Source organism: Halochromatium glycolicum (genome assembly GCF_016584085.1).
Taxonomy (GTDB): Bacteria; Pseudomonadota; Gammaproteobacteria; order Chromatiales; family Chromatiaceae; genus Lamprobacter; species Lamprobacter glycolicus.
Genome location: NZ_NRSJ01000031.1, coordinates 15876 through 29372, shown reverse-complemented (window position 1 = coordinate 29372; position 13497 = coordinate 15876). Strand labels below are relative to the sequence as shown.

Genomic DNA, 13497 nt, shown 5'->3' with positions numbered 1-13497 from the left:
GGGCGGCTGCGGCGGCGCTCATGCGGCGTCGGCCGGGGTCAGCAGGTGCCAGTCGGTCGCCTGTTGCAGGCGATGGGCGATGTTCAGCAGGCGTCCTTCCTGGAAGACGTCGCCGATGAGCTGAAGCCCGACCGGCATGCCCTCGGCCGGCGCAACCGGGATCGAGACCCCGGGCAGGCCGGCGAGATTGGTGGCGATGGTGTAGATGTCGTTCAGGTACATCGCGACCGGGTCGTCGGTCTTGGCGCCGAGCGCGAAGGCGGTGCTCGGTGTGGTCGGCCCCAGGATGACGTCGACCTGCTCGAAGGCGCGGCGGAAGTCGTCGCTGATCAGATGGCGCAGCTGCTGCGCCTTGAGGTAGTAGGCATCGTAGTAGCCGGCCGAGAGCACGTAGGTGCCGATCATGATCCGGCGCTTGACCTCGGCGCCGAAGCCCTCGGCACGGCTGCGCTTGTAGAGGTCCTCGAGATCCGCAGGCGCCTCGCAGCGATGGCCATAGCGCACGCCGTCGAAGCGGGCCAGGTTCGACGAGCACTCGGCCGGTGCGACGACGTAGTAGACTGGCACCGAGAGCGGGGCGTTGGGCAGACTGATCTCGCTGACGGTAGCGCCGAGCGCCTCGTATTCGTTGATCGCGGCCTCGACCGAGGCGGCGACGCCGGCATCCAAGCCCTCGCCGAAATACTCCTTGGGCAGGCCGATCTTGAGGCCGTCGATGGGGCTCTCGAGCGTGGTGCCGTAGTCGGGCACCGGCGCGTCGGCGCTGGTCGAGTCGCGCTCATCGAAGCCGGCCATCGCCTGCAGCACCAGGGCGGCGTCGGCGGCGCTGCGCGCCAGCACGCCGGCCTGGTCGAGACTCGAGGCGAAGGCGATCATGCCCCAGCGTGAGCAGCGTCCGTAGGTCGGCTTGAGGCCGGTGACGCCGCAGAAGGCGGCCGGCTGGCGGATCGAGCCGCCGGTGTCGGTGCCGGTCGCTGCCGCGCAGAGGCCGGCGGCGACCGCCGCGGCCGAGCCGCCCGAGGAGCCGCCGGGCACGCGCTCTGTGTCCCAGGGATTGCGCACCGGGCCGTAGAAGCTGGTCTCGTTCGACGAGCCCATCGCGAACTCGTCCATGTTGGTCTTGCCCAGTGTCGGACAGCCGGCGGCGCGTAGCCGCTCGACCACGGTGGCGTCGTAGGGCGCGATGAAGTTGTCGAGCATGCGCGAGCCGCAGCTGGTCTTGATCCCGTCGGTGCAGAAGATGTCCTTGTGCGCGATCGGGATGCCGGTCAGCGGGCCGGCGTCGCCGGCGCGCAGCCGGGCGTCGGCCTGATCGGCCGCGGCCAGCGCCTGCTCGGCGGTGACGCTGATATAGCTGTTGAGCGCGGGATCGAGGCGCTCGATGCGCGCGAGGTAGTGCTGGGTGAGCTCGCGCGCGGAGAGCTCGCCAGCCCGCAATGCGGCGGCGATGTCGCTGATTGTTCGCTGATGCATGGGCTCGTTCAATGTCGCAGGACTCGGGCCCGGACCGGTATCCGCGCGTGCTGGACCGCATCTGGGCGATGGGTATCAGGTTCGACTGGGCCTTGGCGACCAGCCGAGCGTTCTCGCGCTGGCTATTCGACCACCTTGGGCACGAGGTACAGACCCTCTTCGGTGCTCGGCGCCATCGCCTGAAAGCGCTCGCGCTGATCGGTCTCGGTCACGCTGTCGGGCCGCAAACGCTGGGTCATATGCAGCGGGTGCGACATGGGCTCGATGCCGGTCGTCTCGACCTTGTGCATCTGCTCGACGAGGTCGAGGATGCTGCTGAGCTCGGCGCTGAAGTGCTGCAGCTCGCTGTCATCGACGGCAAGCCGGGCGAGGTGGGCGATCTTGGCGACATCGCTGCTATTCAGGGACATGTGCAGACGGCGGTGCGGTTGCAGGGCGTTGGGCGCTGGGGCGGTGACAGGCGGCTGCGGGCGGCCCGGGGACGCTGCCACTGGATGCGCGATGCACCGAGGGTACTACAAGCCGGGGGTTGAAGGCAGTGCTTCGAGACCGGCAATCGTGATGCGCCGCTTGCCCGCTACAGGCTGCATTGCTAGATTAGCGTGAATTTTCCCCTTGAAAATTCCGGCAGGCCTCGGCGCGATGCCGCGCGCTTCCAGACGGGCGGGGGCCGGCATCGTGCGAGTACCAGACGAGCCGTCACTGCCCTGTCGGTGACGGCAACGGAAGTGCCCGATGCGTCCCCGGTTGGCGGCGCTTCCGCTGCGGATTCACCCGAATGCGACCCCTTTTTTTGACACCCGGCGCCGCCTGATCCGCGGTGCGACCGGTCCACGCGATTCCGTGCTGAGGTGCGGCGCGTGATAACGCTGGAGTGATGACCGATGTTCCTAAGACGTATCCGAGGGCTGTTTTCGAACGATCTGTCGATCGACCTCGGAACCGCGAATACCCTGATCTACACGCGAGGACAGGGCATCGTGCTGAATGAGCCGTCAGTGGTCGCGATCCGACAGGAGCAAGACGGCGGCCGCAAGATGGTTGCCGCGGTGGGCGATGAGGCGAAGTCGATGCTGGGCCGCACGCCGCAGAACATCACCGCGATTCGGCCGCTCAAGGATGGCGTCATCGCCGATTTCACGGTAACGGAAAAGATGCTCCAATACTTCATCCATAAGGCGCATGAGAGCCGGATGATCCGACCGAGTCCGCGGGTGCTGGTCTGCGTGCCTTGCGGCTCGACCCAGGTTGAGCGACGCGCGATCAAGGAATCGGCAGCCGGGGCCGGCGCGCGCGAGGTCTATCTGATCGAGGAGCCGATGGCTGCGGCGATTGGAGCCGGACTGCCGGTCGACGAGCCGCAGGGCTCGATGGTGCTTGACATCGGCGGCGGTACCTCCGAGGTTGCGGTCATCTCGCTCAACGGCATCGTACTCTCGAACTCGGCCCGCATCGGCGGCGATACCTTTGATGAGAGCATTATCAACTACGTGCGGCGCAATTACGGGACCTTTATCGGGGAGGCGACCGCCGAGCGCATCAAGCATGAGATCGGCAGTGCGTTTCCGGGCAACGAGGTGCTCGAGATCGAGGTGCGCGGGCGTAATCTCGCAGAGGGCATGCCGCGAAGCTTCACGCTCAATAGCAACGAGATCCTCGAGGCCTTGCAAGAGCCCCTTCACGGGATCGTCAGTGCGGTCAGGAGCGCTTTGGAGCAGACACCGCCCGAGCTTGGGGGGGATGTCTCCGAGCGTGGGATCGTGCTGACCGGCGGCGGGGCCTTGCTGCGGGATATCGAACGGCTGATCTCAGAGGAAACGGGGCTGCCGGTAGTCGTCGCCGATGATCCGCTGACCTGTGTTGCGCGAGGCGGTGGTAAGGCGCTCGAGCTGATTGATCAGCGCGGGCTCGATCTGTTCTCGGTCGAGTAAGCCGCGTGCATCGGGGGCGAGGCCGCCCCTGGAACGGCCCTAGCACGGCAAGGCGACGCGGAGGTCCATCCCTATCAAAGCGCTCTTCGTCCACGGTCCGTCACCGCTGCTACGGCTGGTTGTGGCCGTCCTGTTGTCGCTGGGATTGATCACCGCCGACGCGCGGTTTCAGCATATCGAGTGGCTGCGCTCGACGTTGACCTTGGGCGCCTACCCGATTCAATGGTTGGCCTCGCAGCCAACGCGTCTGCTGCGTGCGCTCGACGGGCGGCTCGCGACCGAGGCCGATCTGCGCGAGCGCAATGCGCTGCTCGAGCGAGAGAATTTGGCACTGCGCGGCCAGATGCAGCGCTTCCTTGCGTTGCAGGCGGAGAACAGTCGGTTGCGGGATCTGCTCGGCTCATCCTTCAAGGTCAGTGACCGAGTCCTGGTCGCCGAGCTGCTCGAGGTCGAACTCGATCCGTACCGACAGCAGGTGCTGGTCGACAAGGGCTCAACGTCTGGTGTCTATGTCGGCCAGCCGGTGCTGGATGCGAATGCGGTAATGGGGCAGGTGGTGGTCGCGAATCCGTTCACCGCCCGGGTCCTGCTGATCACGGATGCCGATCATGCGCTGCCGGTGCAGATCAACCGGAACGGGCTGCGGACGATTGCGACCGGCACCGGCTTGGTCCATCAGTTGCGGCTGCCCCATCTCCCGAAGAATGCCGACGTCAGGGTCGGTGACCTGCTGGTGACCTCCGGAATGGGGGGGGTCTTCCCGTCAGGCTATCCGGTGGCGCGTATCGTCGAGGTGGCGGATGACCCGAGCAGTCCGTTCGCGACCGTGAAGGCCGAGCCGACGGCGCGGCTGGACCGCAGTCATGAGGTGCTGCTGGTCTGGACCGTCGCCGCCCCGGACCAGCCGCAGGGCGACATCAGCGGGTCGATGCAGGCCAATGGCCGGGAGCTGCCGGCTGCGCCGGAGCCTGATGAATCCCAGCGGCAGGATACCCGCTCTTGAATGCACCGGTACGGGGTCTGCTGGTCGTCGGTGGTACGCTAATCGCGGCGCTCACCCTGATGGTGCTGCCGATGCCGGCCTGGGCCGAGGACTATCGGCCGCAGTGGGTGACATTGATCCTGATCTATTGGTGCCTGGTGCTGCCGACGCGGGTTGGTGTATTCAGCGGGTTCGCGCTCGGTATCGCCCATGATGTCGTCTCCGGCGGGCTGCTCGGTGCCCATGCGCTCTCGCTCTCGGTGGTCGCCTACCTGACCGAGGAGCTGCATCGGCGCATTCGGGCATTCCCGCTTTGGCAGCAGGCGGTCGCAGTTTGGTTATTGTTGTTGGTGGAGCGGTTGTTGTCGTTATGGGTCCTCGGGGCGATCGGCCAGCCGACGCCAACGCTCGCCTATTGGCTGCCGACCTTGGTGGGCCTGCTGCTCTGGCCTTGGCTGAGCCTGGCGCTCGATCGGTTGCGTGCAGCGTTTTGGGAGGTCTGAATGGGGACAGGTGCCGCGCACTGAGGCAAGCTGATGCTCGGCGATACGTTTGAAGACCGGCGCGGGGAGAGGCGCCTGTTCCGCTGGCGTGCGCTGTTCCTGGCCGCGTTGGTGCTGGTTAGTTTGGGGCTGATCGTCGGCCGGCTGGTGCAGCTGCAGGTCGTCCGCCACGAGCACTTCACGACGCTCTCGGATGACAATCGCATCAAGGTCCAGCCAGTGGCGCCGACGCGTGGGCTGATCTACGACCGCGATGGCGTCCTGCTCGCCGACAACGTGCCCTCCTATGCGCTGACCATCGCTCCGGAGAAGGTCGAAGACCTCGATGCGACCATCGCCGCCCTCGCTGAGCTCGTCCCGATCACAGCGCAGGACCGGGAGCGCTTCGAGCGATTGCTGCCTCAGCGCCGGCGCTTCGAAGGGGTGCCGATCCGACTCGGGCTGGATCAGCGTGAGCGTGCCCGCTTCGCGGTACAGAGTCATCGCTTCCCAGGGGTCGAGATCGCTGCCGAGCTCTCGCGCTTCTATCCCGAAGGTCGGCACACCGCCCACGTGATCGGTTACGTCGGCCGCATCAACGAGCAGGAGCTCGAGCGCATCGACCGCTCCGACTATGCCGGCAGCTCGCACATCGGCAAGGTCGGGGTTGAGAAGGCGCACGAGCACCTGCTACATGGGCACGTCGGTTACGAGCAGGCCGTTGTCAATGCGCGTGGGCGGGTGCTCGAACGCCGCGAGCAGAAGGCCCCGGTCTCGGGCCAGGACCTGCACCTCTTCCTCGACATGGCATTGCAGCGCGACGCGGCTGCCGCACTGGCCGGACGGCGCGGCGCGGTGGTCGCGATCGAGCCCGATACCGGCGGCGTGCTGGCGTTGGTCAGTGCGCCGAGCTATGACCCCAACCCCTTCGTCGGCGGCATCGGCTTCAAGGCCTATGCGGCGCTGCGCGACGATATCGACAAACCGCTCTACAATCGCGCGATCCGCGGCCAGTATCCGCCCGGCTCCACCATCAAGCCGTTCGTCGCATTGGCCGGGCTCGCGACTGGCGCCACCGGCATCCATAACGGCAAGTACTGCCCCGGCTATTATCAATTGCCCGGTCATTCACACCGCTATCGGTGCTGGCGCCGCAGTGGCCACGGCACGCTGTCGATGAAGGCGGCGATCGTGCAGTCCTGCGATGTCTACTTCTATCGGCTCGCGCACGACATGGGCATCGAGCGGCTCGATGATCTGCTGGCCGAATTCAATTTCGGCCGCCCGACCGGCGCCGATATCGCCGGCGAGCTGGGCGGGCTGCTGCCGTCGCCGGAGTGGAAGCGGCGCGCGCGCAATCAGCCCTGGTTCCCCGGCGAGACCCTGATCGTCGGCATCGGCCAGGGCGCGTTCCTGGCCACGCCGCTGCAGCTGGCGGCGGCGACCGCGGCGATCGCCAATGGCGGTACCTTCATCGAGCCGCGCCTGGTGGCGGCGACGCGCGCGATGCTCGGCGCGCCGTTGCAGCCCACAGCAGCGGTGCGCCGGCCGATCCCGGATCAGGACCCGACCCACTGGCAGGCGATCCTGGATGCGATGACCGATGTCGTCGAGGGCCGACGCGGCACCGCCCGGCGCATCCGCACCGAGGCCTATCGCATCGCCGGCAAGACCGGGACCTCGCAGGTGTTCAGCATCGGCCAGAACGAGACCTATAACGAGGCCGAGGTCGCCGAACGGATGCGTGATCATGCCTTGTTCGTTGGCTTTGCACCGATCGAGGAGCCGCGTATCGCGGTGGCGGTGATCGTCGAGAACGGCGGCCATGGCGGCTCGACCGCCGCACCGATCGCCCGTGCGGTGATGGACAGTTGGCTGCTGGATCGCCGGGTCGAGCCGCCCTCGCCGTCCGAGGAAGAGGCCGCTCGATGAGCGGGCTTTGGGATGCTTAACCCGGAGCGACTTCGGGTCGATGCCGGTGCCGATCGGCGCGAGAGCCTGCTCGCGACGCGCCTGCACATCGACCTACCGCTGCTCCTGTTGCTGGCGCTCATCTGCGGCTTCGGCCTGATCGTGCTCTACAGTGCGACCGGTGAATCGGTTGCGCAGGTGCAGCGGCAGGGGCTGCGGCTCGCGGTCGCGGCGGTGCTGATGCTTGCGATCGCACAACTGCCTCCAGCGGCCCTGCGTCAGTGGTCGGTGCCACTGTTCCTGCTCGGTCTCGGCCTGCTGGTGATGGTGCTGACGATCGGTGAGCAGAGCAAAGGGGCGCAGCGCTGGCTGGACCTCGGGTTCGTCCGCTTTCAGCCGTCCGAGATCCTCAAGCTGGCATTGCCGATGATGTTGGCCTGGTACCTGTCGCTGCGCGCACTGCCGCCACGGCTGTTGGATGTGTTGATCGCGAGCCTGCTGATCGCGCTACCAGTCTTGCTGATCGCCAAGCAGCCGGATCTGGGCACGGCATTGCTGGTCGGGAGCGCTGGCGTTGCGACACTGTTCCTGGCGGGGCTGCGCTGGCGCCTGATCATCGGCCTGGTGGTACTCGGCGCCTCGCTGGCACCCCTGCTGTGGTCATTGATGCGCGATTACCAGCGCCAGCGGGTGCTGACCTTCCTCGATCCGAGCTCTGATCCGCTGGGGGCTGGCTATCACATCATCCAATCGCAGATCGCGATCGGCTCAGGCGGGCTCTATGGCAAGGGCTGGCTGGCCGGGACCCAATCGCACCTGGAGTTCCTGCCCGAGCGCTCGACGGACTTCATCTTCGCCGTGCTCGGCGAGGAGCTCGGCCTGTCCGGGGTCGCGGTGCTGATGCTGCTCTATCTCGCGGTGATCCTGCGCGGACTCGCGATTGCCGCGGGCGCTTCGGACACCTACAGCCGTCTGCTGGCGGGCTCCGTGACCGCGGTGTTCTTCGTTTACCTATTCGTCAACATGGGGATGGTGACCGGACTGCTTCCGGTGGTTGGCGTTCCGTTGCCGCTGATCAGCTATGGCGGAACCTCGTTGGTCACGCTGATGATGGGCTTCGGCATCCTGATGTCGGTCCAGACTCACCGGAAAACGCTTCAAAGAGAGTGAGATCAAGCCTATACTTGACACCATTTCGATTGTCGCAGGCGCCTTTTCGAGGTCGATTGGAACGCTTGCCACCGGTTCAGCCGCTGTTGCGTCGATGGGGGTCTCGATGCCCAGCGTCCCACCGGTCGTTGCGTCGGTCATGTCGGGTCTTGGGCTCGGGCGCGCTCGAGCCGCTGCCGAGACCCCGGCGCGCGACGGCCGTCTTTCAACTCAGCCAGGCGATCCTGGCGCAAGGAATTCACCGGGGGAGTGAGATGCAGTGTATGAAGACGGCGGTGGGTAGCGGGTGCGCCCATCGACATCGGAAGGGTGGTTCTGGGCGCCGGCTGCTCGGTGCCTGGATGCGTCTCGGCTTGTTGTGCGGACCCGTGCTGCTGGCGCTGGGAGCTTGCGGCAGCAATCCTAAGGGGACAGTCGCGGAGGTGCCGGCGGCGGAGATTCGCCCTAAGGTCGAACCGAAGGCGCGTTCCGGCAACATGCGTTCTTATGTGGTGCGCGGGAAGCGCTATTACACCAAGACGAGCAGCCGAAACCATGTCGAGCGCGGGCTGGCGTCCTGGTACGGACGCAAGTTCCATGGCCGCAGAACCTCGAGTGGAGAACGCTACGATATGCACCAGATGACCGCGGCCCACAAAACGCTGCCGCTGCCCACCTATGCGCGCGTGACCAATCTCGACAACGGACGCAGCACGGTGGTGCGGGTGAATGATCGCGGACCGTTCGTCCATAACCGGGTCATTGATCTCTCCTATGCCGCGGCCAAACGGCTGGACATGGTCAAGGCCGGTATTGCACGCGTCGAGGTCCGCTCGATCGATCCGCGCGATCACGGTGGCCAGAGCCCGTTGCGAGTCGCGTCCACCGATGGGGCGGCTGAACCAGCGCAGCGCGCCCCGGCTGAGCGCTCACCGGATGTCGGCATCGCTGCGACGTCCGCTGTTGCCAAGCCTCAGGCATCGGCGCCAGCTCCCGTCTATCTGCAGCTCGGCGCATTCGGCAGCCGCGGCAATGCCGAGCAGTTGCGCGACCAGGTGCTCGCCGCCGTCGATGCGCCTGTGCGCGTGCAGACGGCGCGAAGTGGCTTTGCCTCGGACCCACTCTATGCCGTGGACCCGCTCTACAAGGTCCAGGTCGGCCCATTGGACTCCGAGCGGGACGCCGATACGCTCGGACGCCGACTCGCGGCCCTTGGCATCGAGAAACCGATGGTCGTGAGCCGTTGAGCACGCCCAGCGAGCGGGTCCGGTGTCGCTGCATGGAGGTCGCGGCGCGGATCGCATCGGCCGATCATGGCGCAGTCAAACCGAGAAACGGCGGTCGGTCTCTGTGCAGGTCAGACAACTGCTTGGGTGGACTGACGTTTTTTGGCTGCTCTTAGGTTAAACTGAAGTCTATGCGATACCTTCTCTCGATCTTGCTCGTGGCTCTCCTGGTTGGCGCGGCTCGGGCCGAGACGCCGGCTCCGGAGCCGCCGGAGTTGGGCGCCAAGGGCTATCTGTTGGTCGACCACGACAGCGGGGCGGTGCTGGCCGCCTCGAATCCGGATCAACGGCTTGAGCCCGCCAGCCTGACCAAGATCATGACCGCCTATGTGGTCTTCAGTGAGCTCGCAGAAGGCAACATCACACTCGATACCCCGGTGCTCGTCAGTGAGAAGGCCTGGCGCACCGGCGGCTCGAAGATGTTCATCGAGGTCGGCAATCAGGTGTCGGTCGAGAGTCTGCTCAAGGGCATGATCATCCAGTCCGGCAATGATGCCAGTGTGGCGCTCGCGGAACAGGTGGCGGGCAGCGAGACGAGCTTCGCGGGTTTGATGAACCAGCATGCCGAGCGGCTCGGGATGGACCGGACGCATTTCACCAACGCCACGGGCCTGCCGGACCCTGATCATTACACGACTCCACGCGATATCGCTCGGGTCACCTCCGCGATGATTCGCGAGTTCCCCGACTACTACCGCTGGTACTCCGAGCCCGAGTTCACCTGGCATGGCATCCAGCAATTCAATCGTAATCGGCTGCTCGGAAAGGGGGCCGGCGTTGATGGGGTCAAGACCGGGCATACCCAGGGCGCCGGATACTGTCTGGTGTCCTCGGCGCAGCGCGACGGCCAGCGCTTGATCTCGGTGGTGATGGGGACAGCGAGCGATTCGGCGCGTGTTGCCGACAGCCTGGCGCTGCTCAACTACGGTTTCCGGTTCTTCGAGACCCATCGCCTGTATCCGGCCGATGAGCCGCTCGAGACCGTACGCATCTGGTCGGGTGATCCACCGAGTGTCCCGGTCGGGCCGGCGCGTGACGTCGCTGTCACGATCCCGCGCGGGCGGTTCGACGACCTTGCGGCTCAGCTGGAGCTGTCGAGACCGCTGACCGCGCCGGTCGCGGTGGGCGAATCGGTCGGCGATATCGTGTTGCTACTGGATGGTGAGGCAGTGAAGCGTCAACCGGCCGTCGCACTCGCCGAGTCGGTCCGAGGTGGTCTGGTGCGGCAGGCGGTGGACTCGGTGCTGAAGCTGTTCTGATGGGCGAGATCTATCTCAACGGTGCCTATCTCGCGCCTGATCAGGCGATGGTCTCGGTCCTGGATCGGGGGTTCCTATTCGGCGATGGGGTCTATGAGGTCATCCCGGCTTATGGCGGCCGACCACTGCGCGCGCGCGAGCACATCGAGCGCCTAGCCAATAGCCTGCGCGGTATCGGGATGCAGGAGCCGTTGTCGTTGGCCGAGTGGTCAGCGATCTTCGATCGCTTGCTCGCGCCCGCGCCGGAGACGGATCAAGCCCTCTATCTGCAGGTCACGCGCGGCGTCGCGCCGACGCGGGATCATCGCTATCCGGCGCACGCCACCCCCACGGTGATGGCGATGGCCAAGCCGATGCAGCCGCGTGATCGAGGCATCGCCGAGCGCGGGGTCTCTGCGGTGATCCGTGACGATATCCGTTGGCACCGGTGCGACATCAAGACGACGGCCCTGGTTGCGGCCGTAATGCTGCGCCAGGCGGCGGCCGAGGCAGGCGCTGAAGAGGCGATTCTGGTGCGCGACGGGCTGGCGCTCGAGGGTTCCACGAGCAATCTGTTCGTGGTATCAGGCGGACAATTATCAACGCCGGCAAAGGGGCCGCTGCTGCTGCCGGGTATCACGCGGGATCTGGTACTGGAGCTGGCCGCTCAGGCGGGTATCCCGTACCGTGAAGACGCAATCCCGGTCGAGACCTTACAGAGCGCCGATGAGGTCTGGATCACCAGCTCCACGCGGGAGGTGATGCCGGTCACCCGGCTCGACGGTGAGCCAGTGGGCTCGGGTCGGCCCGGCCCGGTATGGCAGCAGATCGACGCCCACTATCAACGATTCAAGGCCGATGCGCGAGGGGCTGCCGTCTGAGCGGCGACTGCTCGCACTGGCCGGGAGAGACAGCGGGATGGCGAATCCGGATACCGATCAAGACGAGACCCTGTTGCGTTTTCCCTGTGATTTCCCGATCAAGGCGATGGGACGACGCGAGCACGGGATCGAGTCGATCCTGGGCGAGATCCTCGAGCGCCATGCGCCCGAAACCAGCGCCGATGCGCTGCGCTCGCGCCCGAGCCGCAACGGCAACTGGGTCTCGGTGACGGTCGTGATCGAGGCCAAGAGCAAGCGCCAGCTCGACGCGATCTACCGCGAGCTCTCCGAGCACGAGCTGATCACCTGTGCCTTCTGAGTCGGCAGCTGACGGCACTGCTGCGGTGGTTACGGCGTCCGAGAGGGTATCTGTCCGCGGTGAGGCGGAGTCCGAGTGCCTGCCGCCCCTGCGGGTGCGTTGGCTTGGCCAATTCGAGTACGAGCGAGCCTGGACGCTCATGCGGCGTTTGACCGACAGCCGCGGTGCCGAGACCGATGACGAGCTGTGGCTGCTCGAGCATCCGCCGGTGTTCACGCTCGGGCAGGCCGGCTTGGCCGACCACCTGCTCGACCCCGGGCCGATCCCGGTCGTCCGCTGCGACCGGGGCGGTCAGGTGACCTACCATGGCCCCGGGCAACTGGTTGCTTACCTGCTGTTGGACCTAAAGCGCGCACGGCTTGGGGTCAAACGCCTGGTGCAGCTGCTCGAGCAGGCTGTCATCGAGCTGCTGACCGATTATGGCGTCGAGGCCCGCTCGCGCGCCGATGCCCCTGGCGTGTACGTCGGCGATGCGAAGATCGCCTCCGTTGGTCTCCGGGTGCGTCACGGCTGCAGCTACCACGGCATCGCGCTGAACGTCGATCTTGATCCGGCGCCATTCCAACGGATCAATCCGTGCGGCTATCCGGGCCTGGCGATCACCCGGCTCTGCGACCAGGTCAGTGATGCTGCAGAGGACCTAGGCGTCAAGGCGGTCGGCGATCGTCTTGCGCAGCATCTAGCCAGCCTGCTCCACCGGCGCCAGGACCGGTTGCCGCCGCTCTGAGTCGGAGCGGACCCTTGATCGGAGCCAAGAGCCTCCTAGTGCAAGCCAGCGGGAATCCCGAGACCGATTGTCGCTGCCCCAATGGTCGTGGGGTAGGAGCCCGCTTGCGGGCGATCTTCGCCGCGCCGTCGACACCCCCGCTCGCCGTCACCCGACCCTCCGCTCTGCCGTGCCGAGCATTGACGTGCTTTGGGTATCGCTCAAAGATAGAGCTCCAACGGGAAGGTCTCGCTGATCAGGATGACCGGTCTGCCGTCGATGATGATCCGGTAGGTGCGGTAGAGCGCGCGGGCGCCCTCGATCGGCTCCGGCTCGACACCGACCTCCATGACCTCCCGAAAGCTCTCCAGCCCGCTGTCGCGGATCAAGACGCCGATGCCGATCTCACGGTTGATCAAGCGCTCTCTGAACGAGGACGGGATCAATGCAGTGCGGATCACCGAGAAGGCCTGCGCATAGTGCTTGCCGGTATCGCTCCCGCGCAGCAGCGCCTCGCGCACCAACACCTGGTCTTGCGGTTTGACCGCGATCCAGGGGATCTCGTCCGCCGCAACGATGAATTCCTGCCGCAGCGTGTCGACGACGACTGGCTCCCAGAAGTAGGCCTCGAGCGCCTTGGTGACGGTGCCATCAGTGACCAGCAAGGCCCTTAGGAAGGGCGGTAAGGTCTCGATTGGCAATGGCTCGCCGCCGGCGTTCGCAATGGTGCCGTTGCGCACGAAGCCCTGACATTGGAACGGGTTGGGACCGCTGTCGGGCAGTGGGCGACGATAATAGCGATCAACCAAATCGGACCTCCGTCCTGAAATCGCACGAGCAGGGATTCGGCAAGGAGGTCCGTTGGAGAGCCGGAACGTCAGCATTGCCACGAGTATCGCGATGTACGCGTTCGTGCGTCGCCACGATGTCTCAGCCTGAATTGATGCATTCTGCTAATTGATTCATCTTGCAGCAGGTGTTCGGTTGGCCTTGATCATCGGTTCGTGCCCCTGACTCGCTGCTCCTCTGTGATGCCGCACAAGATTCTGATTTCATTAGGCAAAGAGCGCCGTGGTTGAGCAAGACACTGGGCTTTGGGTGAAGCGATGATCAAGGCCTTTCGGTTCGCACCGGTTTCG

Annotated in this window: 13 protein-coding genes; 10 read left to right on the top strand and 3 right to left on the bottom strand. The window is 65.7% G+C overall.

Annotated elements, in window-relative coordinates; all coding sequences use genetic code 11:
- Nucleotides 1–18: 18 nt before the first annotated feature.
- Nucleotides 19–1473 carry an Asp-tRNA(Asn)/Glu-tRNA(Gln) amidotransferase subunit GatA gene (gene gatA, locus CKO40_RS15770; protein ID WP_200347282.1) on the bottom strand — a complete coding sequence of 485 codons (1455 nt, stop codon included), beginning with the start codon at nt 1471–1473 and terminating at the stop codon, nt 19–21.
- Nucleotides 1474–1595: 122 nt separating this feature from the next.
- Nucleotides 1596–1883: an Asp-tRNA(Asn)/Glu-tRNA(Gln) amidotransferase subunit GatC gene (gene gatC / locus CKO40_RS15765; protein WP_200347281.1), complete on the bottom strand. Its 288-nt coding sequence runs from the start codon at nt 1881–1883 to the stop codon at nt 1596–1598.
- Nucleotides 1884–2357: 474 nt separating this feature from the next.
- Here gatC and CKO40_RS15760 point away from each other — a divergent pair, with 474 nt between their 5' ends.
- The 10 genes from CKO40_RS15760 (at nt 2358) to lipB (ending at nt 12379) form a co-directional block, all read left to right on the top strand.
- Nucleotides 2358–3404 (top strand): rod shape-determining protein, encoded by a 1047-nt coding sequence (locus CKO40_RS15760; RefSeq protein WP_200347280.1) that lies wholly within the window; start codon nt 2358–2360, stop codon nt 3402–3404.
- A gap of 67 nt (nt 3405–3471) precedes the next feature.
- The gene (mreC, locus tag CKO40_RS15755) at nt 3472–4407 is read left to right on the top strand and encodes a rod shape-determining protein MreC (RefSeq protein ID WP_338074196.1); all 936 of its coding nucleotides are present in this window, start codon (nt 3472–3474) and stop codon (nt 4405–4407) included.
- Nucleotides 4404–4889, top strand: coding sequence for a rod shape-determining protein MreD (gene mreD, locus CKO40_RS15750; RefSeq protein WP_242477095.1), 486 nt, complete (start codon nt 4404–4406; stop codon nt 4887–4889). The genes mreC and mreD overlap by 4 nt, the downstream gene beginning before the upstream one ends.
- A 33-nt stretch (nt 4890–4922) precedes the next feature.
- Nucleotides 4923–6800 (top strand): penicillin-binding protein 2, encoded by a 1878-nt coding sequence (mrdA, locus tag CKO40_RS15745; RefSeq protein WP_200347279.1) that lies wholly within the window; start codon nt 4923–4925, stop codon nt 6798–6800.
- A 12-nt stretch (nt 6801–6812) separates the two neighbouring features.
- On the top strand, nt 6813–7949 hold the full coding sequence (rodA, locus tag CKO40_RS15740) for a rod shape-determining protein RodA (RefSeq protein ID WP_200347278.1): 1137 nt from the start codon (nt 6813–6815) through the stop codon (nt 7947–7949).
- A gap of 476 nt (nt 7950–8425) precedes the next feature.
- Nucleotides 8426–9175, top strand: a complete 750-nt coding sequence (locus tag CKO40_RS15735; RefSeq protein ID WP_242477094.1) for a septal ring lytic transglycosylase RlpA family protein — start codon at nt 8426–8428, stop codon at nt 9173–9175.
- 170 nt (nt 9176–9345) lie between these two features.
- Nucleotides 9346–10473: a D-alanyl-D-alanine carboxypeptidase family protein gene (locus CKO40_RS15730; RefSeq protein WP_200347277.1), complete on the top strand. Its 1128-nt coding sequence runs from the start codon at nt 9346–9348 to the stop codon at nt 10471–10473.
- Complete coding sequence (locus CKO40_RS15725; RefSeq protein WP_200347276.1) at nt 10473–11333, top strand: aminotransferase class IV; 861 nt, start codon at nt 10473–10475, stop codon at nt 11331–11333. Before CKO40_RS15730 ends, CKO40_RS15725 begins: the two co-directional genes overlap by 1 nt.
- On the top strand, nt 11311–11652 hold the full coding sequence (locus tag CKO40_RS15720) for a YbeD family protein (RefSeq protein ID WP_338074193.1): 342 nt from the start codon (nt 11311–11313) through the stop codon (nt 11650–11652). Before CKO40_RS15725 ends, CKO40_RS15720 begins: the two co-directional genes overlap by 23 nt.
- 139 nt (nt 11653–11791) lie before the next feature.
- Nucleotides 11792–12379 (top strand): lipoyl(octanoyl) transferase LipB, encoded by a 588-nt coding sequence (gene lipB / locus CKO40_RS15715; RefSeq protein WP_242477093.1) that lies wholly within the window; start codon nt 11792–11794, stop codon nt 12377–12379.
- A gap of 200 nt (nt 12380–12579) precedes the next feature.
- On the opposite strand, the gene CKO40_RS15710 is transcribed toward lipB, so the two are convergent.
- Nucleotides 12580–13167, bottom strand: a complete 588-nt coding sequence (locus tag CKO40_RS15710; protein WP_242477092.1) for a chorismate--pyruvate lyase family protein — start codon at nt 13165–13167, stop codon at nt 12580–12582.
- Nucleotides 13168–13497: the final 330 nt, after the last annotated feature.

Excerpts from the sequence above, each read along its gene's own strand:
- gatA (WP_200347282.1), bottom strand. The coding sequence starts at position 1,473 with ATGCATCAGCGAACAATCAGCGACATCGCCGCCGCATTGCGGGCTGGC.
- gatC (WP_200347281.1), bottom strand. The coding sequence starts at position 1,883 with ATGTCCCTGAATAGCAGCGATGTCGCCAAGATCGCCCACCTCGCCCGG.
- CKO40_RS15760 (WP_200347280.1), top strand. The coding sequence starts at position 2,358 with ATGTTCCTAAGACGTATCCGAGGGCTGTTTTCGAACGATCTGTCGATC.
- mrdA (WP_200347279.1), top strand. The coding sequence starts at position 4,923 with ATGCTCGGCGATACGTTTGAAGACCGGCGCGGGGAGAGGCGCCTGTTC.
- rodA (WP_200347278.1), top strand. The coding sequence starts at position 6,813 with ATGCTTAACCCGGAGCGACTTCGGGTCGATGCCGGTGCCGATCGGCGC.
- CKO40_RS15735 (WP_242477094.1), top strand. The coding sequence starts at position 8,426 with ATGCGTTCTTATGTGGTGCGCGGGAAGCGCTATTACACCAAGACGAGC.
- CKO40_RS15730 (WP_200347277.1), top strand. The coding sequence starts at position 9,346 with ATGCGATACCTTCTCTCGATCTTGCTCGTGGCTCTCCTGGTTGGCGCG.
- CKO40_RS15725 (WP_200347276.1), top strand. The coding sequence starts at position 10,473 with ATGGGCGAGATCTATCTCAACGGTGCCTATCTCGCGCCTGATCAGGCG.
- CKO40_RS15720 (WP_338074193.1), top strand. The coding sequence starts at position 11,311 with ATGCGCGAGGGGCTGCCGTCTGAGCGGCGACTGCTCGCACTGGCCGGG.
- lipB (WP_242477093.1), top strand. The coding sequence starts at position 11,792 with ATGCGGCGTTTGACCGACAGCCGCGGTGCCGAGACCGATGACGAGCTG.